Genomic DNA, 20,931 nt, shown 5'->3' on the forward strand with positions numbered 1-20,931 from the left:
GATAATGCGCCGAATGGGAAATGTGCCTAACGCTCTACCAAAAATTTCCCATAGGGTCGACTTGTATACCAGTGGAATCACATATGGTTGTATTCGAGAGAATGCGGAGGAAAGGGCAAGAACATGGAAGATGTACCAAGGCTAATCATCTGCGACGATCACGAAATTATCCGTGACAGCATATCCAGAATTCTGACAGACGCCAGTTGTGCCAACGTTGTTGGTAGCGCCTGCGACGGCTACACAGCGATCAAGATGTGCCGGAACCTCGATCCCGATATCTTTCTGATGGATTTGGCAATCACACGGCCAAAAGGTTCAGAGACTTTTCGCAAACTGATGTCGATCAAACCGGATCTGAAAATCGTGATCTATTCTTCAGAAGCTGAAAAAGCAGAGATATTCGCGTTGATTGCAGAGGGCGCAAAGGGTTTCGTACCCAAGCAGGCCAAAGCATCGAATTTCGTGAACGCCGTTCGATCAATCAGCTTGGGTTATGTCTGCATTCCCGATGATTACGTCAATGATTTCATGTGCCTGCGACAGAACACGATCAAGACTGGCAACATCTACGGACTTTCTCCACGCGAGATCGAGATATTGGAAGCATGTGTATCGGGTGTTTGCACGAAACAAGTCGCCGAACGTTTTGATATCAGCGTGCGCACTGTCGAAACGCATCGCAACGCAATTTATCGCAAGACATCATGCAATAGCGTTGATGCGTTGCATTCTATTGCAGAGCAGATGCAACTGCCTGTCGCCGGCTCGACATTGATGCGTCACAACACCTAGCGTAATGCGTGGTCATACGTATTCACAGCGGGTGGCTGAATTGCTACTTTGCCAGCAGTGCGAAAAGCGATGTAGCCATCTGCACTTTAGATCGACACAAGCCTCTTCTTTGCGTTGACGAGATGGCTCGTCAGATGAGGTATTGCGGCGATGGCGATTTGGGAAAAGGATCACGTTGAGTCAGACGATAGCTTCTGCTTTGTGCTGGATGTCGATGTCGTGGCTAATCCCAAATTGCGAAGTGATCTTGCCCCCATGATCATTTCAACTGACCGGCATGCTGTTCATCTTGGATTAGTTTCCGAACTCATCGAAGAAATGGATATGGTGCGCGCCGCCGTGGAAAGGCATGTCGAGAAGATTGCACTGCGCAACACATCACAAAGCGAGAAAACAGATATCGCAGAGATATCCGCACTTTATTTGCCCGTTCGGGAAATCCGACCAAATAATAACAAAACGGATTGCCTGGGTTTACCTTTCGGAACACTTGCGTTCATAGATGCGACAGGCGTCGCTTATGTGCTGATCTCGTCCCATCTTGGTTTCCGCGACGCCATATTTTCCGCATTCGCCAGCCTGCTGGACATTGCCAACCTTGCAAATGCGAGTTTGCAACAGTCAGGCAGCAGACAGCAGAGTAATAGCATTCGCGACGAACTCTATAGCGGTCTGAGCTCTCATCGCACAGACCTAATCTTTAACAATCGAGTCCAGAGCGCGTTTCGCAGATAATGGTGCTTTGCGTAGCTACGTACCGCTTTTGCGTATCCGCACGATCTAATTCTGCACACACTTACTGAATCTTGCAACCAACCGCTTCATGATCATGGCAAAGACCAATCATGCAAGGAAGCTCACAATGGCAAAGTTTTTAACTCCTTCTAGGCGTTACTTGCTGATCGCTGTCTGCTGCCTATCCCTGACCGGCTGCAAAGAGGTCTTGTTTTCCGATCTTGAAGAAATCGAGGCCAACGAGATGGTGGCTATCCTCGCCGCGTCCGGGATCGATGCGACACGCGAGCGTGACAAAGACAATATTTACTCATTGCTGATCAGTGCAAGCGATATCGCTACTGCAACGACATTACTCCGCGTCGAAGGTTACCCTAAACCGAAATTTCAGTCACTGGGCGATGTCTTTAGTGCCGAGGGAATTGTCGGCACGCCATTTGAGCAGCATGCCCGCTACATACACGCCATGAATGAGGAATTGTCGCGCACTGTGACGTCTATCAGCGGTGTACGCTCAGCTCGGGTTTTAGTTACTGCGCCGCCAAAAGAGCGTTACGAGCGCGAAGCGCCAGCCGCGACAGCATCTGTAACCATTAACTATGATCCTGGTTTTGACATCGACAATGAGGTACCAAAGATCAAGGCTGTCATCGCCCATTCTCTTCCGAATTTAGAGTATGATAATGTAGCCGTGGCCTTCTTTCCCACTTCGGGGCCACAGGTCGCTACGAAGGCCGCAACGAACCCCGCACCTACAATCATCGAAGCCAGCCTGTTTCCGAAAGCGGGCAACTCTGCCGGTACAAGCGGCGGGTCAAACATCCATCTCGGCATCGTGGGTACGCTAAGCCTGATACTTGCGCTCGGACTTGGCTTGGTGCGCTTTGGCCCTGCCCTTGGGCTGACGTTCGGTTCCGGTAAAGACAGCGGAGATAGTTGATGACCCGCGTCGAGATCCACCCGTCGCTGCCCAGCATGCCGCTTCATCCGGGATGGCAGGACAAGATGCTGGCGGATATTGGCAACGCCAAGTTGCGCGATGCTGTTTTGGGCGATGAACGCTTCGCAACGCGCATCATCGCAGATCTACTGGATGATCTTGACTGCGCGATCCTTTCCGAAACCGGTCCAGTATTGGAAACCACGAAACAAGTGGCGGAGCGACTAGAGAATGTGTCCCTGATCCGTATTGGGCAAATCTGGCTCGCGCCGCTGCTTGCGCCACGACTGATCAGCCCCGAGGGCCGGACGGCGCTGGGGATTGATGATCGTAGTCAGCTGCGCTTCATATTGAAGTACCAGGATCACACCGATCTTTCAGAAAAGGACCACGCCGGTCTTTCTGCTGACTACGCAAATGAAGGCGCGATCTGTATTGCGGCTTGGCTGGCGCATACAAGTGATGCGACGGCAAATCGGCTGAAATTGTGCCTTCCACCCGATTTAATTGATCGCAAGGCGCACGATCCGGCGCGAGCCAAACTGATCGAAACCTTATGCAGCGATGCCGAGTTCTTGGAAAGTTAGGATCATGGAACCTTACGTCGCCCGCCGCATTCCTGTTGATGAGTTCGAAAGGGCAACCGGGTGCGTTGCCAGTGCAGAGCGTAAAGCAGCCAAACTACTTGCGGATGCACGGCAAGAGGCCGATGCCTGCCGAGCCGCACGCCAAGCCGAAGAAGACGCACTGCGCGACTTGCAGCAGAAGGCCAAGGACGCCGCCTACCTTGAGGCAGTAGGTCGCGAAACACTGAACCAGCAGGCCAAGGTCGCGGTTGACGTATTGGATGAGGCTGCAAGGATCCGGTCCGAGTTTAGACGTCTGACACCATGGCTGACAGACCTTGTGACACAGTCCCTACGCAAGATTATCGGCCAGATGGATAATGCGGACCTTGTCGCGGCGACCGTTGCGGCAGCGGTAGCCGAGCGGGCCAGTAACGAAAAGTTGGTCATTCGCGTCGCGGCAGCCGACCACGTCATGCTGAAAGAGTTGATCAACACAAACCCCGCACGCTTTGAGGCTGTTTCAGAGATTGTTCCGGACGCATCGCTGGAGCAGGGCGCACTGTTTCTAGAAGGCAAGGGTGGTCTGGTCAGCATCGGAATTGATGCGCAGCTGACGGCCCTGAAAGAACATATCGTGGCACATTTGAGCGACGGCGGGATCGAAGAATGAGCGCGTTGGCCGAAAAACTTTCCGACCTGACTGACACCCTTGGGCCGCTGTCATTTCGTAAGACATATGGCCAACTGACCAAGGTGCGCGGGCCGCTGCTTTGTGCTGATTTTGCCGGCGCGAAGCAGGGTTCTATCTGTACGATTGAACGTGGCGATGGCAGCAGTCTTCTGGCTGAGGTCATCGGAATCGACGGCGATGGTATTCTGCTCAGCCCTTATGGCGACAGCAAGGGTTTGAACGCTGGTGCGCGCCTGTCGCTAACGAATTCGGCGTTGCGCATTGCCACAGGCAAAGCGGTTCTGGGTCGTGTTCTGGACGGATTCGGCAACGCCCTTGATGACCTTGGCGCTCTGCCGGAAGATGTAACCCGTCGGCCAATCAAGGCAGATCCACCTTCCGCGATGGATCGACCTCTGATCGAAAAACCTTTGCCAACCGGCATTCGGGCCATTGATGGTCTGATGACCCTTGGCCGCGGTCAGCGGGTCGGCATCTTTGGGCCGCCCGGCACCGGCAAATCCACCCTACTTGCTGCCATTGCGCGCCACACTACCGCGGACGTCATTGTGATCGGGCTAATCGGCGAACGCGGTCGCGAGGTTCGTGAATTTGTGGACCGGGATTTGCCCGCAGAAGCGCGAGGGCGTGTCGTCGTCGTCGCGGCGACATCCGACCGTCCGGCCGTGGAGCGCGCGCTTTGCGCCCACAGTGCCACTGCCGTTGCCGAGGGTTTTCGAGATCAGGGCGCATCAGTACTCTTGCTGATCGATAGTCTCACCCGCACAGCACGCGCCTTGCGCGAAATTGGGCTTGCAGCAGGTGAACCACCCACCAGACGCGGTTTCCCCGCGTCTGTCTACCCAGCGTTGCCAGCCATCATCGAACGGGCTGGTCGCAGCAATGCAGGCGATATCACAGCGTTGTATACTGTCCTGCAGGAAGGCGAAAAAGACATCGATCCCATCGCGGAAGAGGTCAAGAGCCTGACAGACGGTCATTTTCTGCTAAGTCGCAAATTGGCGGAAGCGGGACATTACCCAGCCCTTGATGTCGTCGAAAGCCTGAGCCGCAGCATGACCGCAATCGTCCCGATCGAACATACCAAGGCCGCAGCACGGATACGTGGACTGCTGGCCAAATATCGCGATATCGAACTGCTTTTGCAGCTTGGCGAATATCACAGCGGTAATGACCCTGAGACGGACGGCGCAATTTCAGCAAAGCCGCAGATTGACGCCTTTCTGCAACAAGATGTCAGTGAGCGCAGCGATTTTACCGCCGTTCTTCCAGCACTTCAGGCGGTCGCTAGATGACACGGCAGGACCAGCTTTTAGCGTTGCTCGATATCCGTTCGCTGCGGGTCACAGCTGCGCAGCGCCGCATGCAGGAGGCGCAGTCTATCGAGATCCAGCGTCAAACAGTGGCCCAAGCAGCCCAAGAACGGCAACACGCTGCTGTGAGGACGGCACAAGAGTATATGTATGACCGTTTCAAGGATGCGGCCAACAACACCAACCCCGCCGCATTTTTCAAGTGCCTCGCCCTTGGCCAGCGTTTTGCCAACCGGGAAGCGGAAACACTGGCCGTTCGTGCAGAGCGGCTTGCTCAACGCCACAGATCGGCAACCTCTGACCGAAGTGATGCTGTTTTGGCTTACGTCGCCGCACAAAGCCGCGCAGATCATTTCGCCGACGTCATTGACAACATGATGGCAGTATCGCGGGCCAATGATGAGGCCGCGGACGAAGAGGACATACAAGATATTTTGGCAGGAGGGCAGGGGCATGAGCCTGCATGAGTTTATCAGACATCCGGCGGCTCAGATCACCGACGCTGTCTGGCCTGAACTTCCAGACGTGACAACCGATGACGCATCGGTGTTCGCACGTTTTTTCGGTCAGGCATTTAGCTTTCCGGTTCTTGTCGGTGATGCTGAATGTGCCGTCAGCGGTCCACACGCGGCGCCAGATACCGCTGATGCAGTGGTCTGGAGATGCCAAATAGCGGAGCATGAGTTTCTTGCGCTTTTGCCGAAAAATGCGCTTGCGCTGCTGTTATCGGCGCATCAGCTCGACGATAATTGGCAGCAATACGGGCCGACGACTGCGGCGATGGTTATCGAGCATCTGCTGGCACCCATATTGCAACCACTTGAAACAGTGTTTGACGGACCGCTTCTGATTAGTGCGACCGAACTCAAAGAGTTGCCACATCGTCATAGGCAACTTGGTTTCACCCTAAAGACAGTGGACCAAGCCGATATTGCTATCGGTCTTTCCGCTGACGCGGATCTATTGTTGTCACTTTTGAACGCCATACCGGGCGGCGGTGCGGATCTGCCGGGGCCAACGCTGGCCGGGACCGTCTTTGATGCCACGCTGCGTGGCGTCGCCTTCAGCATTTCCAAAGAAGATCTGACCGCCACGACAATCGGTGACGCCTTCCTGCTTGAGGCGGATTGGTCACGGCAGCAGACGGCAACGATGTTCATCGCCGAACACTTGTTTGCACATGCACGATTGTCAGATGCCGGCGTCACCCTGACGTCCGCGCTCGAAATCAAAAAAGCAAAGGAAACGACTATGTCGGAGCTTGACCAAACCACAACAGGCGCCTTGCCGGTAACGGTCACCGTCGAACTTGGGCGGACCACCCTGACCCTTGCCGACTTGCAAGAGATGTCAGCAGGGCATGTTTTGCCTTTTGCAACCGAACTGCCAATAAATGTTGCGCTTCTGGCAAACGGCAAACCTTTCGGTCGCGGTGATCTTGTCCGTTTTGACGGCAAGATCGCTATTCGCATGACGGAAGTCGTCTAAGCCCATGGAACCGCTCACGACACCGCTGGTCATCAGTTTTCTTGCGGGTTTCATGGTTCTCGCGGTGTTGACGTTGACGTCTTTCGTCAAACTCTCCGTTGTCTTCATGATCATACGTCAGGCGCTGGGGCTTCAGCAGGTCCCATCAAATATGGTTCTGATGGCTTTGGCGGGATTTACCGCCGTCTTTATCTCAATGCCGGTTTTTTCCGCGTCGATTACAGCGCTTGCCGATGCGGGTGTCGGTGACACGACCACACCGGACGGGCTACTGCGGTTGTGGCAAGTCGGAATAGCACCTTTTCAGTCCTTCATCCTCAACAACGTGGATGTCGAGCACTTGGACTTTTTCGTCACCATATCTGACGAGCTTTGGGCAGGGTCAGGCATGACTGGATCACAAGATGATTTCATTATTCAGGTACCGGCCTTCATGATTTCCGAACTGACCGAGGCATTTCGGATCGGGTTTTTGATCTACTTGCCTTTTGTGGCAATTGATCTTGCAGTCACGGCAATTCTGATGGCGTTGGGGATGCAAATGGTGCAGCCGAACATCATCGCGACGCCATTCAAGCTTTTGACCTTTGTGTTCGTGGATGGTTGGGCCCGGCTCGTCGAAGGCTTGGTCATGACATATGGAGGCGCGTGATGGAGACCTCGTTTTCCTCGCTTCTTGTCACATTCATGGTTGATGTCGCCATTTTAGCCGGTGTTCCTTTGGCAATCGCGACGTTATCCGGCTTTTTGATGTCTTTTTTTCAGGCGGTAACGCAAATCCAGGACCAGACGTTGTCCCAGACAATCAAGATCACAGCTGTCGTTCTTGTTTTGCTGATATTCGGGACCAGGCTAACCGGGCCGCTGATGACGTCAACGACACAGATCTTTGAAGAATTTCACGTTCTTGCCAGGTGAACTATGGGTGACGATCTCATCAGAATTGTTACCGACTATGGCATCGCAAAGGCTTATCCGATCATGATCCTGATCGCTCTGCGACCATTCGGCCTTCTATTGGGTTTTCTGGCGATGACTTGGGCACTCAAGAGCGCGCTCATGTTGCGGCTGTCAATAGCGATTGCCCTTGCTCTACCGACCATCGGCGGAAACCTTGACGCAATCGAAGCGCTGATTGTCGAACCAAATGCACTGCAACTGGCTCCGCTCAGCCTCAAGGAGTTCGGCCTTGGATATGCGCTGGGGTTTCTGGCATCCCTGCCGTTTTTCGCGCTGCAATATGCCGGTGCGATCACAGACGCATTTCGGGGAGAAAATGAAACCGGCACCCCCGATCCGGGTGGGGGCACGTTGCATACATTCTCAGTGATGTATCTGGTCATAGGTTTCTTTGCATTCTTCAGTTTTGGCGGTTTTGAAAGACTTATCGAAAACCTTTATTCAAGCTACATAATCTGGCCGGTCAGTTTTAGCTTTCCGACATTCAGCGCCTCTGTTGGTTTGCAGGCTGTCGATATTCTGACACGTACGATCATCAGTGCAATTTGGGTGGCCCTGCCGCTGCTTGGGATGCTGGTCGTCATTGAACTGGCCGTTTCGGTCGCGGCCCGATTAGGGCGGCGATTTAACTTTTACGACATGGCCTTCCCGCTCAAGAATCTTGCCACCGCGCTCACTCTTCCGCTCACGGCCTGGTTGATTTGGGGGCTGTCGGATGAAAAGATCGCCGAAAGCAGTGGCGCCCTGATGATATTGCAAAGGTTCTTCGAATGAGCGAAGGATCAGAGGCCAAAAAACACGCAGCTTCAGACGCCAAACTCCGCAAGCAACGTGAAAAGGGGTCGGTCGCCAGCAGTGCGGAATCGTCCGGCTTTTTGGCCTGCGCCTTGGGCATTGCCCTCATTCTCGGTACTGCCCCGTTGATATGGATACAACTACAATTCATGATCACCTCAAGCATGGAGGTGATCGCGATGCCATTTGATCAGGCGCGATCAGTCAGTTCAAACGTTCTTGGACGCACTCTTTTGCTCGCAATCCTTCCGATACTAGGGATCACCTTGGTGACAGCGTTTGTAGCCGCAATGATCTACAACAAGGGTTTCATTTTTGCGATGAAGCCGGTGATACCACAACTGAACCGGGTTTCGCCGAAAGCTGGTTTCAAAAGAATCTATGGACGCCGCGGGTTGATTGAAACCCCGGTGTCTGCGACGCGAATATTATTGTGGCTAGCCTTCGCGGGACTTCTTGGCTTTTGGCCATTTCTGGCCCTTCTACAGCAATGGACCTGCACCGGCGAATGCATGGCCATACAAATCATGCCGATTTTCCGACTACTCGTGATCGGTGCGGTAGTGATATTTATCCTTGCTGCCGTGGTCGACATGATTGTGCAGAACAAGGTTTTCCTCAGCGAACAAAGGATGACCGAAACAGAGCAGAAGCGAGAGCGAAAAGACCAGCACGGGACACCGGAAATTCGCCAGGAACGCCGCCGTCTGATGCGCGAGGCGAATACGCCGCGACGCGAAGCAAAAGCCGAAAACGCCACAATGTGCTTCTTTTTCGAAGGGAAGGCTGTCGGCATCGAATTTCGTCCACCCGATGTTGTGGCACCCTATGTCGTAGTGAAAGCGCTGACGGCTCGCGAAGCGCTGAAACTACGTCAGGATATCACCAATCAAGGCTGGCCAGAGAAAGAACATGAACTACTGACCAAAGCAGGCCTGACAAGACCACTGGGCGATCCGTTGGATGAGGGCAGCTATGCCGCGTTCATTAGCGCGGTCCAAGACATGTTCGGTATGTAACGTTCAGCCTTGGGCGATCAGGTCGCGTAGGAAGACCGTCAAACGATGTCTTTCAGAGCGCACATCGTTTTCCGCAGCGACCATACGTATCTCATCTGCGAGCGTTCCTATCGCTTCTTCGAGCACCTGATCACCTGAAAGATCAGGTGCGACAATCAAGGTAATCGCGCCGCCGTCAATACACAGGATTGACCGCTGGTCAGAGCCGAGTAAGAGGTTCATCTTCTCACGGGTCTGATATGAAATCTGCGGTTGCCTGGCGCTGCTGGCGGACAGGATCCGCAAGCTGAAAATCTGTTCTTCATGAAGCTGCGAAACCGTTCGCTGAATCTGCTCGGTTTCCTCTGGCATCATCTCGAGAAAATGGTTTTCAAACCGATCGCGACCATGCCGTGTCTTGAGAACCTCACCAATCCGGACAATCGCCGCATTGAGCGGGTTCTCGGACGCATCCTCGGCTCCACCGCCTGCATCTGATTGGCCGTCGTCGACGGAAGGTCCCGGTGGCTGCTTCAAGGATCTTCCGACCCGCCGACTTGTCGTCGGAAAGAGAGGTTTCATCTTCGACCTGAGCGGCGATCCGTATTCCTGATCGTCATCAATGTCGTTGAAATCGGAGGGTTCTTTGGTGATGCCTGCTGACATGTTGTGACCCGTTGGAAATGAGCAATTAGATTAAATGGTTAAGCGACTGGTGGTGAAACTGTGTGGTATACCCAGATCACTAGGTGTCTACGCATCGCTTTACGCAATCCTTGCGTACAGCGCGGATTGGATATCGCCGAGTACATGTGATACTCGAACGCCAAGGATGGCGGGTGAACCAGAAGAAGCTGAGGCGGCCCTATCGCGAAGAAAAGCTGCAAGTGCGCAAGCTTGGAGGCCGGAAGCATGCTCTGAGAACGCGAAGGTCAATGCTGGTGCCGCAACGCCGCAATGAATGCTGGAACCTTGATACGGCAATCATGGTGCGGCGTGGACGGCCCAGAACGATTGTCAACGACAACGGGACGGAACTGGCCGGCATGGCGGTGCTCACATGGTGCCAAGAAACGCAGATCGACTAGCACCACATCGCTCCGGGACAGCTGATGCAGAACGCCTTCGTCGAGTCGTTCAACGGCAGCTTCCGAGATGAGCTTTTGAACGAAACCCTGTTCTCGTCACTGGCTGAGGCCCGCCAAAAGATCACCGTTTGGAAGGAGAGCTATAATCAATACAGACCACATTCATCCCTCGGCAACCTTACCCCGCAGGAGTTTGCTTTTCCCATATCGGCCTCGTTGACTCAAATTTTGGGGGCAAAGCGTCTAAAAATCTAGCGGCACCTCAACAGTCCTAAATCGCTTTTTTGGGCACAAATCAGACTGTCACATCTGCTTCCCGGACATTAGGTATTGATGAAGGGCAAGTTTATGAGAAAATCGGTGAGCAGCAGATCGATTTGGCCGTCGACCGGGAAGGTTTGCCAATCTTCTATCTGGCAGATCTTCTCGACTGGCAAATTGTGTCCAGGTTTGAAACTGGCGCCTCCGGGCACCTTTTTGTAACGACCTCATCGTCAGGGTCAGGTCTTGCCCGACAAAGTGAACAAATTTCATTTAACAACGCAATATCAATGGGTTACTTTTACCCCAGACTCCATTTATAGCCGGACCCGATACATACGCTATGCCAGGCGAGAATTTGCGTTAAGCAGCCGTTAAACATGCGGATACCTTGTGGCGCGGGAACTGACACCCGTCGGACACCGGCCAGTGTCGCAATAAAAATTATCGAACATTCTTTGCTTCTTGTCTGAATTGCTTGCGCCATCTGGGCAGGGATGGCCACATATCGGGGTGTTGACTGACTTTGCCCTCTGGCCTCTGACTATGGTTTGCGACACGTTGCGGCATGGAACAAATCATTGCCGAAATAATGAGCACTGCCACCATCGCAATCACGCTTTTTGGTATCGCCTTTGGCCTGACGCAAACACGATATTCCCATGTCAGCCGTCATTTCGCGATGTTTCTGGCTGCCGTGGCGGTCAACAATGCCCCCGAAGCATTTGGACGCATGGTCGAGCGCATGGATGCGGCCTATCTCAATGTAATCGAACTGGTCGTTTGGTTTCCCAGCTCGCTGGCTCTGGCACCCTTGTTCTGGCTCTATGTGTTTTCGTTGACGTCGCCCGATGATCAGCGACCTGTCCGTATCCGTCGACATCTATTTTTGCCGGGCCTTGCGATGCTCGTCGGGGTACTTATCGCGGTGACGTCTGACACTGCGTCAGCCTTTCTCGACACCGATACGGAAACGCTGCCCTCTGGCTGGTCGCTTGGACTTCTTGTCATCTTGGCCGTGCTGCAGTTGGCTGTCTTTGTCCAGATTCCCGTCTACTTGGTTTTGATCGTGCGACGCCTGCTGCGCTACCGCGTCATGCTACGCGATGTCTATTCGAGTACCGAAGCACATGAATTGCGCTGGATCTATATGATCGGCGGTCTGGGGGCGTTGTTTTGGTTGGCCAGTGTGGGCATCCAATTTCTGGTGTTGGACGCAACGCGGACAACCGCACTGGCCCTTGTCTTCAGTGTCACCAGTGTCGTCGGCCTGGCCCTGGTGGCGACAACAACACTTTGGGGGCTGCGGCAACGCCCGCCATTGTTGCCAGACTTTGATGATACAGGGCAGACCGATATGACCGTGACGTCGCAACCCGCGCAACCGTCGGAGAAATACGAAAAGTCGGCGCTGAGCGCGGAGGCCTCCGCCCGGATCGCGCGAAAGCTCCGCGCAGCGATGGAGCAAGATCACCTGCACCGGGATCCCAACCTGTCACTTTGGACTCTGGCGCGTCATGTCGGAGCGTCCCCCAACTACGTTTCCCAGACATTCAGCGAGGAGATCGAAGCGAGCTTTTTTGATTTCGTGAACAGCTACCGCATCGCCGAGGCTAAGGAATTGTTGGCCAAAACAGATAATACCGTTTTGACAATCACCTACGAAGTCGGGTTCAACGCGCGGTCGTCATTCTACAACGCTTTCAAGCGGCTGACCGGTGAAACACCCACAAGTTATCGAAAAACACTGTCTCATCCTGCTGGGTTGGACGACGGACCCGCGTGAATTTGGGAAACGGGATACAATGAAAACCGACCGAAGGATACCCATCACCACGTCACCCATAACACCTAATGACTTACCGCCCGCAGCCGCTCGAACGCGATCTGTCATTCGCGCAACTGCGACGGTCATCCTAGCTTAAACTAAGAAAGATACGACAATGAAACGATACCTGATTTTGGCCGCTTTTGGTCTTAGCGCTTGCGAAACACCCGCCGAGATTTCAGCACGCGAGCAACTTGATGCCGCGTGCGTTGCAGGAGACCTGCAAGCCTGTGTCGCCGTCCAGCAGAGAGTCGCGGCCGAAAACCAGGCACTGGCCACAACAACAATAGGACTCTGACCGATCTGACACTGACAGGTCACAACGGACGACGGCTGATGCATATGCGTTGCCTGCAGACAAAAATCGTCATGCACCGCAACGATTATTCAAAGCCGTCGTTCGCGTATCGATCGTCTATGGGTGAAGTAGCGTCAGAACAAATCGTGATACCCGAGGCGCGCGTCAAAGCCACATATATAACGGAACGTCCCGAAATTTTGCAGGCGTTTCCGTCGTGAGACAGGATGTTCGCAGAAATGTAGCGCTGTTTTTGTGGCGGAGACGAAGGGATTCGAACCCTCGAGACGGTTTCCCGCCTACTCCCTTAGCAGGGGAGCGCCTTCGACCACTCGGCCACGTCTCCGTTGACCCGTTTATCCATGCGCGCCAGTCTGGGCAAGGGGCGAAATGGCTACGTTGTTTTGCGCGGTGCGGTCATGTGCCGTCAAATCGTTAAGGCCGCGTTGATGGTTCGCGCGGCATTTTTTGGGGTTTGAAGGTTGTAATCGCGCGGGTTGTACGTTGGTTTAATTATAAGTATCTGATTTTATTATAATAATTTTGAATTTCCGTTGTCGGATAACCATCGGAATTGCGTCGGACTTTCATCGGACCCTGGCGCCCGGTCTTTGTGGATTTTGTTAACGGTTGGCATGATCGCCAATGCACACCTGTTAAGCGTGCGTATCGGACAGGTGCAAATGTGTTCCGCCCGATATCCGCGACGACATCGGCAATGACCTCAAGTGATGATCGACGTTAACACTCGGGACGAAGGGCGGGTATCATGGACCAGAAAACGTTTTGTGAGATCAGAGCTCTGGAGGAAAGCCTTTGGCGCGCCGAAACCCGTTTTGACGACGGATTTCTGAAACGGGTCCTGGCTGAAGACTTTGTCGAATTCGGCTGGTCCGGCCGAACATATCGCCGATCTGACCTGATCGGAGAGGGTGACATACCCGGGATAATCGATGCCACCCTGTCGCTGCGCGACTTCACCGCCCGATATCTTTCCGAAGATGTGGTGTTGGTCACTTGTGTCAGTGAAGATCGCGACGCCGGGCGCATACGCCTGGGCAAGCGGTCATCGATCTGGATACGCGCGGCGGGCCGCTGGCAGTTGCGTTTTCATCAGGCGACACCCACGACCGGGGATCTGTCTTGAGATCCCGGTCCGGGCTTTGTAGACCACTAGCCTTCTTCACAGGCCGCGAGGTCACGCTCGAACGTGGCGCGAAGTTTGTTTGCAAGCGGTGTTTGCTGGGCGATGATCGCCCTTTCCTCGCTTGGCACGACCCTTAGCCGGAGCGTCTCTTCGGTCGGAAAGTCCACTACTCTGTAAAAGCAGGTATAGGGGCGTTCCACCCCTTGCAGATCAAGCCGTGTGCAGGCCCCCGTCCGCAAATCGGGGTCATCCGTCGTCGCGTCAAGATCATCGCTGCGCAGGCTGACGACCTCGCGCCCCCAAAAATAGCCCCGTTCAAGGTTGCGTTCAGCCATTCTGATCGCGCTTTCGGGTTCGTCGAGCGCGACGCGCACGTCGCTTTTGCAGAGGACCGGGCCCAGACCGCAACCGGACAACATGACAAGTGGTATCGCAAACCAATACTTCATAAAGAAGTTCCTTTTTGTGAAAGATGTCGCGGGAATCGGGTCACCGCCCGAGCGGCGCGGCGATCCGACCCGTTTATGGGAAAGATAACTTTCGTCGGTCACCGGGGTTATGGGTTTTCACGATCGCAGCGTTCCCATTCCGCCAGGTATTTGGGTCCCAGCCGATCGAGTTCGGCCTTGTACCGTGCGCGAATTTTACGTTCTTCGGCCATGCTGACAGGGACGGGCCGCACATTGCCCGAACCGGCGACTGTATACAGACAATCGTATTCCGATCTACTGCCGTTCGCGCTTGTCGATTCGCATCTGCGGCGCACTGTGGCGTCGGAACTCAACGCTGCCAGTCCTTCGTTGATTTCAAAGCCGATGGCATAACCTCTTTCGACGTTCGCATCAGCGATACCGAACGCGAAACGGGCTTCGCGATATGCCTGCACATCGGCAGAATTGTCACGACACATTTGCGCCGGATCAGCCTCGCATGCCGAAAGAGCGACGAAAGCGAGCAATGGTAGTTTGTATCGCATTTGCGATCCTTTCGCAGGTTCCGTGGACTTGTCCCGGAAACCTTAATAGTGATCACCCCCATTTTTGCGTATACATTGCAGTCGTCATTATGCAACCCGCAAGGTCAAATTCCAAACCGGTGCGGGTTTAAGGTTGCGCGGCAATTCATGGGAACATAACATGAACGCATGCCGCGTATGGACCTTTCACAAAAGCTCGCGATCCTGAGCGATGCTGCCCGTTACGACGCCTCTTGCGCGTCAAGCGGGACGGCGCGCAGGGACAGTCGTGATGGCAAGGGGTTGGGGTCGACCGAGGGATCGGGGATCTGTCATGCCTATGCGCCGGATGGGCGGTGTATCAGTCTGCTAAAAATCCTGATGACGAATTTCTGCATCTATGATTGCGCCTATTGCATCAATCGGGTGTCGTCGAATGTCGCCCGTGCCCGGTTTTCCGTTGATGAGATTGTGCAGCTGACGATCGAGTTTTACAGGCGGAACTACATTGAGGGTCTGTTTTTGTCGTCGGGGATCATTCGCTCACCCGATGCGACCATGGCCGATATGGTGCGCATTGCGCAACGCCTCCGCGAGGTGGAGCGGTTTCGGGGCTATATTCATCTGAAGACGATCCCCGATGCGGCGCCGGAATTGGTCGAGCAGGCGGGGCTTTATGCAGATCGGTTGTCGATCAATGTGGAATTGCCGACCGATCGCAGCGTGCAGGTCTATGCCCCGGAAAAGAACCCGGCGACCATTCGCAAGGCGATGGGGGATGTGCGGGCGCGGAAAGAAGTGGCGGGCGAGCGATCTTATCGCGGCAAGCGCGGCAAACGCTTTGCCCCGGCAGGGCAATCGACGCAGATGATCGTGGGGGCGGATGGGGCCAATGATGCGACGATCCTGGGCCAGTCGAGCCGGCTTTATGGCGATTACAAGTTGCGCCGTGTGTATTATTCCGCGTTCTCCCCGATCCCGGATGCGACGGCGAAATTGCCGCTGATCAAGCCGCCGCTGGTGCGGGAGCATCGGTTGTATCAGGCGGATTGGCTGCTGCGGTTTTATGGCTTTGACGTGGGTGAGGTCACGGCGGTGCGGCCGGATGGGAACCTTGATCTGGACATCGATCCGAAACTCGCCTGGGCCTTGCAGAACCGTGGACTGTTTCCGGTGGATGTGAACCGGGCTGCGAAAGAGATGCTGTTGCGCGTGCCAGGGTTTGGAACACGGATTGTGGGCCGGATTTTGAGCAGTCGCCGCCACCGTCGCCTACGGTACGATGATCTGCTACGCATGGGTGCGCTGCTGAAAAAGGCGAAGGCGTTCATCATCGCCGACGGCTGGTCCCCCGGTGCCCTGACCGACAGCGCCGACCTGCGCGCTCGTTTCGCCCCGCCCCCTGAACAACTGAGCCTGTTTTGATGTTTACCGTTCCGCTTCCTGTGATTGGCACCGATGTGGTTTGGCGCGATGCGGCCAAGCGCCTGATCGGGGCCGGTGTGTCGCCCCATGATATTCTGTGGGATTATGGCGACACGATGGGGGAGTTGTTCGAGACGGATACCCCCCTGCCCGCCCCCACCCGCCGCGTGAAGGCACCGCAGAGTTTTGTGCAACTGTCGCAGAATGTGGTCTGGCATAAGGACCCGCAGCGCTTTGCCCGGCTTTATGCGCTGTTATGGCGGCTGCGGCATCAGCCGCGGTTGATGCAGGATCGCGCTGACCCGGAACTGGCCAAGCTGCGTCAAATGGAAAAGGCGGTGAACCGGTGTCGGCACAAGATGAAGGCCTTCGTGCGGTTTCGTGATCTGCGTCAGGGGGGCGAGCGGCGCAGCTTTGCCGCGTGGTTTGAGCCGACGCATCATACGGTCGAACCCACAGCACCGTTCTTTGCCCGTCGTTTCGCCGATATGGACTGGATGATCGCGACGCCGGATGTGACCGCGCAGTTTGTGGATGGCAATCTGTCGTTTCATCCCGGCCAGCCCAAGCCGGATTTGCCCGAGGATGCGGCAGAGGCGCTATGGGGGACGTATTTCTGCAATATCTTCAACCCGGCGCGGGTAAAGGTGCAGGCGATGACGTCGGAGATGCCGAAGAAGTATTGGAAGAATATGCCGGAGGCCGCGCATATCCCGGAACTGATCCGCAATGCCGAGCGGCGGGTGCAGGAGATGCGGGATGCCGCGCCAACCCTGCCGCCGGAGCGGGCGGAGAGGATTTTGAAGCAGTTGCGCGGGGATGATCAGGCGGAGTGAGTGTCGCGCAGCCAGCGTGCGAATTCGGCCTCTGGCACGGTGCCTTCGGCGAGGCCTTCCATTTGTCGCACTGCTGTCATCTGATCGGGCACGATGTCGATACCGTTAATGCTGAGAAAGGTCAGCGCGGCGACAAGTGCCGTCCGCTTGTTCCCGTCGACAAAACCATGCGCCTTGGCGATCCCGAAGGCATAGCCCGCGGCCAAGTCGAATATATCAGGTTCGCCATAGGCCCACAGGTTCAAAGGCCGCGCGCAGCCCATTTCAATCAGCGCTCGATCCCTGATCCCCGGCGTACCGCCGTGTCGTGAGATTTGCCGATCATGCACCACATAAATGACGCTGATCGGCAACCATGTTGGATCGTTCATGCGAGGGCCTGAAGGGCGTCCCTGTTGTCGTCCATGACCTTTTCAGCGGCACGCATCGCCGCGGCAAAATCATCCTCATGCCGCCGCAGTGCAAGGCTGCCGTCGTCGGTGCGCACGAGGTAGATCGTATCGCCCTCGGCGGCGTCGATGACGGCCATCGCCTCTTTCGACAGGGTGATCACGGCGGAATTGCCGACTTTGCGGATTTTGGTCTCGAACATTGTTCCGACTCCTTGATACGGATGTATATACATCCGTATATGCCTGAGATCAAGGTGTCAGCTATCGCCTGTGTCGATCAGCAGGCACTGATAGCGTTCGTCGGTCTGTTCGGCGATCAATTCAGCTGCCCGGTTCATCGCGGTGGCCAGCCTAATGCTGCTTCCAAGGCGCGAGCGGTCCTCTTCGACATCGCTGATCAACTGTTCTGCGGCGCGTTCCGATGCGACATCCAGATTAACCTCGACGAAGCGATGCGCCTCTTGCGCGCGGGACTGTGTTTCGGCGGGTGTTGAACCGGGTTCGCAGAGATAGGTGAACGTGTCGATCCCGTCGCTGGAGGCGAAGGAGATGCGTTCGCGGTCCGGGTAGGCGCTGTTGATCAGGCTTTCGTTGCTGCAGGCGGTGAGCGTAATCAGTGCGAGTGTCGTGATAATTCTCATGGTCAGTCCTTTAGCCGCTGTGCAGGAAGTGCATCACGTCGCCGTCCTTGACGATGTACCCCTTGCCCTCGGCGCGCATCTTGCCAGCCTCTTTCGCCGGGCCTTCGCCGCCGAGTGTGACGAAGTCGTCATAGGCGATGGTCTCCGCCCGAATAAAGCCGCGTTGGAAATCGCCGTGGATGACGCCTGCGGCCTGCGGGGCAGAAGTGCCTTCCTTGATCGTCCAGGCGCGGGCCTCTTTTGGGCCGACGGTGAAGTAGGTTTGCAGGTGCAGCAGTTCGTAACCTGCGCGGATCAACCGGTCGAGCCCCGGTTCTTCAAGGCCCATTTCAGACAGGAACATCTCGGCCTCTTCGGCCTTGAGCTGGCTGATTTCCTCTTCGATCCGGGCGCTGATGACGACGTGGCTGTTGCCTTGGGCCGCCGCCATTTCCGCGACGCCGGCGGATTGGCTGTTGCCTTCGCTCGCGCTGTCTTCCTCGACATTGCAGACGTAGAGGACCGGTTTGGTGGTGAGCAGTTGCAGCATCTTCCAGGCTTTGGCGTCGTCTGCATCGATGTCCACCGTCCGGGCAGGCTGACCGTTTTCCAGCGCTTCTTGCGCCATCTTGAGCAGCCGTTCCTGCTGTACCGCGTCCTTGTCGCCGCCGCGCACCTTGCGGACGATGTTCTGCATCCGCTTTTCGATGCTTTCGAGGTCGGCGAGCATGAGTTCGGTTTCGATCGTTTCGGCGTCCTCGACCGGGTCGACCCGCCCGTCGACATGTGTGATGTCGTCATCCTCGAAACAGCGCAGGACGTGGGCAATCGCGTCGCATTCGCGGATATTGGCGAGGAATTGGTTACCGAGGCCTTCACCTTTGGACGCGCCTTTCACGAGGCCCGCAATGTCGACAAAGGTCATCCGGGTGGGGATGATCTGTTTGGATTGCGCGATGGCGGCGAGTTTGTCGAGGCGCGCGTCGGGCACAGCGACCTCGCCCACGTTGGGTTCGATCGTGCAGAAAGGAAAGTTCGCCGCCTGCGCTGCGGCTGTCTTGGTCAGCGCATTGAACAGGGTCGATTTGCCGACATTCGGCAGTCCGACGATACCCATTTTGAAACCCATTGCGGCTCTCCCTTCTTGGTCAAGGCGCTTCTAGGTGGGGTTTGCGTCTGGCGCAACCGCGCTCAGTTCCAAATGGCCAGCGCGAGGTCAGGGTTGCGGTAGAGTTCGTCATTAAGCTGCTCTAACCCCTTTTCAGCAACCAGCGTCGGATCATCAGAAAACAGAGATACACCAAGGCCACCACGGGCATCAGGCCCGGCGAGGCCCATCACCGCCAGCATGGTGGGATAGAGATCAAGCATACTGGCCAGGCGGTCATTGGCGGCTCCGGGCGTCAGATAGGGTGTGTCATAGCCAAAACTCAGCATCAGGGCGGTGTTGCGGCGTTCGGCGTCCGATACGATATCCTTCATCGCCGGGCCGTGATGCAGATGATCGGACAGCAGGAAAACAAGGGTAGGCCGATTGTTCCGGTTGCTCTGAACATGCGTGATAAACGTCTGCATCTCGTCCAGCATGCACGTGACAGGCCCTTCGATGTCGGCTGTGACGACGGATTGACCATCCGGCGTACAACGCCGTGACAGCGCCGCTGTTTTACCATGCGGCCCGAATGTTTCCACGATCATCAAAAGAGGATCAGGGTCCTCTATGCTTTCATCATAGACCCGACCGGCGGCATCAAAAAGCATCTGGTCATCGTAAACCCAACCGGACATCGCACGGTCCAATTCCTGCTGATCATACATCCCTTCCAAATTAGCCCGGTCAAAGATCTCGGTGAAGTTGTGCGACATCAGCAGGTGGTTCTTTCCGGAAAACGCCACATCGCTGCCAAGCAAGAATTTGTTTTGATATCCGACCCGCGCAGTCACATCGCTCAGGCAGATTTTCGAAGACATGAAATCGTTCTGCCCCTCGAACTTGTTCAGTTGCCGCAGTCCGTTGGGCAGGACAGGCAGGCCGCACATGGACGCCGTCAGTCCGCCAAGTGTCCAACCCGTTCCACTCACCTGATGAATATTGGTGAATGTCAGCGCTTCCTTTTCGTAGTCCGAGATTACACGATAGCTGTCGCCGAACTTACTTGTTTGGTTGAAGGTGCGTTCCGTTCCCTCAAGATAAATCAATATGACATCCGGTCGGATGTCAGAAGACGTGACCTGCGGCGTTGCCAATCGCGTATGCAGATCACTTTCAACTGGCGCGCTGGTTGCATAAACCAACATGCTGATGGCAATGGGATTGATCATAAGCAGAGCAACAGCCGGAACGCCAAACGACCATCGCGGCAGGTTCATCAGCGCCCAAAGTGCGAAGCAGCTACCCAGAAAAAGGACAACACCGCCGATTCCTTCGCGTATGTCGGTCCCCATGCCGGACAGATCCGCGCCATCGATCCCCAACTGCAGATGGACCAGCAGCCCCAAAACATCGATCTTGCCAAATGCCCGTTCGATGACAAAGGCGGGTATGGCGATCAGGCCGCATAAAACCGCGATCCAGACAGCCTTGGGCGGACGTTTCTTCAGATAAGGCCAACCGGCGATGAGGCCGATGATCAAAATCCATGCACCGATCCGACCGATGTCTTTGCCAGACAGGCCTGGCATCAGAAGGAAGGTTGCGCTGACAAAAAGCAGTGCAGTGAAGGCGGCCACTGCCAAATGCTTGCGATACGACAACATGAAAATTCCCTCGAAGGCTTCATGTCTTTCAAACTTCGCT

At 55.4% G+C, this 20,931-nt stretch carries 26 protein-coding genes and 1 tRNA gene; 18 read left to right on the forward strand and 9 right to left on the reverse strand.

The window, feature by feature from the left end:
* Positions 1-123: 123 nt before the first annotated feature.
* The 12 genes from V8J85_RS07450 (at position 124) to V8J85_RS07505 (ending at position 9,305) form a co-directional block, all read left to right on the forward strand.
* Positions 124-795, forward strand: coding sequence for a response regulator transcription factor (locus V8J85_RS07450; RefSeq protein WP_339953094.1), 672 nt, complete (start codon positions 124-126; stop codon positions 793-795).
* 150 nt (positions 796-945) lie between these two features.
* Positions 946-1,530 (forward strand): hypothetical protein, encoded by a 585-nt coding sequence (locus V8J85_RS07455; RefSeq protein ID WP_339953095.1) that lies wholly within the window; start codon positions 946-948, stop codon positions 1,528-1,530.
* Positions 1,531-1,657: 127 nt separating this feature from the next.
* Positions 1,658-2,470 carry a type III secretion system inner membrane ring lipoprotein SctJ gene (gene sctJ / locus V8J85_RS07460; protein WP_339953096.1) on the forward strand — a complete coding sequence of 271 codons (813 nt, stop codon included), beginning with the start codon at positions 1,658-1,660 and terminating at the stop codon, positions 2,468-2,470.
* Entirely contained in the window at positions 2,470-3,057 is a 588-nt protein-coding gene (locus V8J85_RS07465; RefSeq protein WP_339953097.1) for a hypothetical protein, read from the forward strand. Before sctJ ends, V8J85_RS07465 begins: the two co-directional genes overlap by 1 nt.
* 4 nt (positions 3,058-3,061) lie before the next feature.
* On the forward strand, positions 3,062-3,709 hold the full coding sequence (locus tag V8J85_RS07470; protein ID WP_339953098.1) for a FliH/SctL family protein: 648 nt from the start codon (positions 3,062-3,064) through the stop codon (positions 3,707-3,709).
* Complete coding sequence (locus V8J85_RS07475) at positions 3,706-5,025, forward strand: FliI/YscN family ATPase (protein WP_339953099.1); 1,320 nt, start codon at positions 3,706-3,708, stop codon at positions 5,023-5,025. The genes V8J85_RS07470 and V8J85_RS07475 overlap by 4 nt, the downstream gene beginning before the upstream one ends.
* Positions 5,022-5,510 (forward strand): hypothetical protein, encoded by a 489-nt coding sequence (locus V8J85_RS07480; RefSeq protein ID WP_339953100.1) that lies wholly within the window; start codon positions 5,022-5,024, stop codon positions 5,508-5,510. The genes V8J85_RS07475 and V8J85_RS07480 overlap by 4 nt, the downstream gene beginning before the upstream one ends.
* On the forward strand, positions 5,497-6,531 hold the full coding sequence (locus V8J85_RS07485; RefSeq protein ID WP_339953101.1) for a FliM/FliN family flagellar motor switch protein: 1,035 nt from the start codon (positions 5,497-5,499) through the stop codon (positions 6,529-6,531). The genes V8J85_RS07480 and V8J85_RS07485 overlap by 14 nt, the downstream gene beginning before the upstream one ends.
* A 4-nt stretch (positions 6,532-6,535) precedes the next feature.
* The gene (locus V8J85_RS07490) at positions 6,536-7,183 is read left to right on the forward strand and encodes an EscR/YscR/HrcR family type III secretion system export apparatus protein (RefSeq protein ID WP_339953102.1); all 648 of its coding nucleotides are present in this window, start codon (positions 6,536-6,538) and stop codon (positions 7,181-7,183) included.
* Positions 7,184-7,218: 35 nt separating this feature from the next.
* The gene (locus tag V8J85_RS07495; protein WP_339953103.1) at positions 7,219-7,449 is read left to right on the forward strand and encodes an EscS/YscS/HrcS family type III secretion system export apparatus protein; all 231 of its coding nucleotides are present in this window, start codon (positions 7,219-7,221) and stop codon (positions 7,447-7,449) included.
* Between the two features lie 63 nt (positions 7,450-7,512).
* Positions 7,513-8,265, forward strand: a complete 753-nt coding sequence (locus V8J85_RS07500; RefSeq protein ID WP_339953488.1) for a flagellar biosynthetic protein FliR — start codon at positions 7,513-7,515, stop codon at positions 8,263-8,265.
* Positions 8,262-9,305 (forward strand): EscU/YscU/HrcU family type III secretion system export apparatus switch protein, encoded by a 1,044-nt coding sequence (locus V8J85_RS07505; RefSeq protein WP_339953104.1) that lies wholly within the window; start codon positions 8,262-8,264, stop codon positions 9,303-9,305. Before V8J85_RS07500 ends, V8J85_RS07505 begins: the two co-directional genes overlap by 4 nt.
* A 3-nt stretch (positions 9,306-9,308) precedes the next feature.
* Here V8J85_RS07505 and V8J85_RS07510 read toward each other — a convergent pair whose 3' ends face one another.
* Positions 9,309-9,950, reverse strand: a complete 642-nt coding sequence (locus tag V8J85_RS07510) for a hypothetical protein (RefSeq protein ID WP_339953105.1) — start codon at positions 9,948-9,950, stop codon at positions 9,309-9,311.
* An 83-nt stretch (positions 9,951-10,033) separates the two neighbouring features.
* Here V8J85_RS07510 and V8J85_RS07515 point away from each other — a divergent pair, with 83 nt between their 5' ends.
* The 3 genes from V8J85_RS07515 (at position 10,034) to V8J85_RS07525 (ending at position 12,419) form a co-directional block, all read left to right on the forward strand.
* A complete protein-coding gene (locus V8J85_RS07515; RefSeq protein WP_339953106.1) occupies positions 10,034-10,372 on the forward strand; it encodes an IS3 family transposase in 339 nt (112 codons plus the stop codon).
* A 6-nt stretch (positions 10,373-10,378) separates the two neighbouring features.
* Positions 10,379-10,627: an integrase core domain-containing protein gene (locus V8J85_RS07520; RefSeq protein ID WP_339953489.1), complete on the forward strand. Its 249-nt coding sequence runs from the start codon at positions 10,379-10,381 to the stop codon at positions 10,625-10,627.
* A 598-nt stretch (positions 10,628-11,225) separates the two neighbouring features.
* Positions 11,226-12,419, forward strand: coding sequence for a helix-turn-helix domain-containing protein (locus V8J85_RS07525; protein ID WP_339953107.1), 1,194 nt, complete (start codon positions 11,226-11,228; stop codon positions 12,417-12,419).
* 596 nt (positions 12,420-13,015) lie between these two features.
* Here the strand turns inward: V8J85_RS07525 and V8J85_RS07530 are convergent.
* A tRNA-Ser gene (locus V8J85_RS07530) sits at positions 13,016-13,105 on the reverse strand.
* A 423-nt stretch (positions 13,106-13,528) separates the two neighbouring features.
* Here V8J85_RS07530 and V8J85_RS07535 point away from each other — a divergent pair.
* The gene (locus V8J85_RS07535; RefSeq protein ID WP_339953108.1) at positions 13,529-13,906 is read left to right on the forward strand and encodes a nuclear transport factor 2 family protein; all 378 of its coding nucleotides are present in this window, start codon (positions 13,529-13,531) and stop codon (positions 13,904-13,906) included.
* A 26-nt stretch (positions 13,907-13,932) separates the two neighbouring features.
* On the opposite strand, the gene V8J85_RS07540 is transcribed toward V8J85_RS07535, so the two are convergent.
* Positions 13,933-14,355 carry a hypothetical protein gene (locus V8J85_RS07540; protein WP_339953109.1) on the reverse strand — a complete coding sequence of 141 codons (423 nt, stop codon included), beginning with the start codon at positions 14,353-14,355 and terminating at the stop codon, positions 13,933-13,935.
* A gap of 107 nt (positions 14,356-14,462) precedes the next feature.
* Complete coding sequence (locus V8J85_RS07545) at positions 14,463-14,882, reverse strand: hypothetical protein (protein ID WP_339953110.1); 420 nt, start codon at positions 14,880-14,882, stop codon at positions 14,463-14,465.
* A gap of 168 nt (positions 14,883-15,050) precedes the next feature.
* Here V8J85_RS07545 and V8J85_RS07550 point away from each other — a divergent pair, with 168 nt between their 5' ends.
* Positions 15,051-16,286: a putative DNA modification/repair radical SAM protein gene (locus V8J85_RS07550; RefSeq protein WP_339953111.1), complete on the forward strand. Its 1,236-nt coding sequence runs from the start codon at positions 15,051-15,053 to the stop codon at positions 16,284-16,286.
* Positions 16,286-17,122, forward strand: a complete 837-nt coding sequence (locus V8J85_RS07555) for a TIGR03915 family putative DNA repair protein (protein ID WP_339953112.1) — start codon at positions 16,286-16,288, stop codon at positions 17,120-17,122. Before V8J85_RS07550 ends, V8J85_RS07555 begins: the two co-directional genes overlap by 1 nt.
* On the opposite strand, the gene V8J85_RS07560 is transcribed toward V8J85_RS07555, so the two are convergent.
* From V8J85_RS07560 to V8J85_RS07580, 5 genes are all read right to left on the reverse strand, one after another.
* Positions 17,110-17,493 carry a type II toxin-antitoxin system death-on-curing family toxin gene (locus V8J85_RS07560; RefSeq protein ID WP_339953113.1) on the reverse strand — a complete coding sequence of 128 codons (384 nt, stop codon included), beginning with the start codon at positions 17,491-17,493 and terminating at the stop codon, positions 17,110-17,112. The two genes, V8J85_RS07555 and V8J85_RS07560, sit on opposite strands and share 13 nt — an antisense overlap.
* On the reverse strand, positions 17,490-17,714 hold the full coding sequence (locus tag V8J85_RS07565) for a transcriptional regulator/antitoxin MazE (protein ID WP_339953114.1): 225 nt from the start codon (positions 17,712-17,714) through the stop codon (positions 17,490-17,492). Before V8J85_RS07565 ends, V8J85_RS07560 begins: the two co-directional genes overlap by 4 nt.
* A 57-nt stretch (positions 17,715-17,771) precedes the next feature.
* Complete coding sequence (locus tag V8J85_RS07570) at positions 17,772-18,155, reverse strand: hypothetical protein (protein WP_339953115.1); 384 nt, start codon at positions 18,153-18,155, stop codon at positions 17,772-17,774.
* Between the two features lie 10 nt (positions 18,156-18,165).
* Positions 18,166-19,263 carry a redox-regulated ATPase YchF gene (gene ychF / locus V8J85_RS07575; protein ID WP_339953116.1) on the reverse strand — a complete coding sequence of 366 codons (1,098 nt, stop codon included), beginning with the start codon at positions 19,261-19,263 and terminating at the stop codon, positions 18,166-18,168.
* A 62-nt stretch (positions 19,264-19,325) separates the two neighbouring features.
* A complete protein-coding gene (locus tag V8J85_RS07580) occupies positions 19,326-20,891 on the reverse strand; it encodes a sulfatase-like hydrolase/transferase (RefSeq protein ID WP_339953117.1) in 1,566 nt (521 codons plus the stop codon).
* Between the last annotated feature and the right edge of the window lie 40 nt (positions 20,892-20,931).

Origin of the sequence: Yoonia sp. 2307UL14-13, assembly GCF_037572755.1 — a bacterium.
Lineage (GTDB): Bacteria > Pseudomonadota > Alphaproteobacteria > Rhodobacterales > Rhodobacteraceae > Yoonia.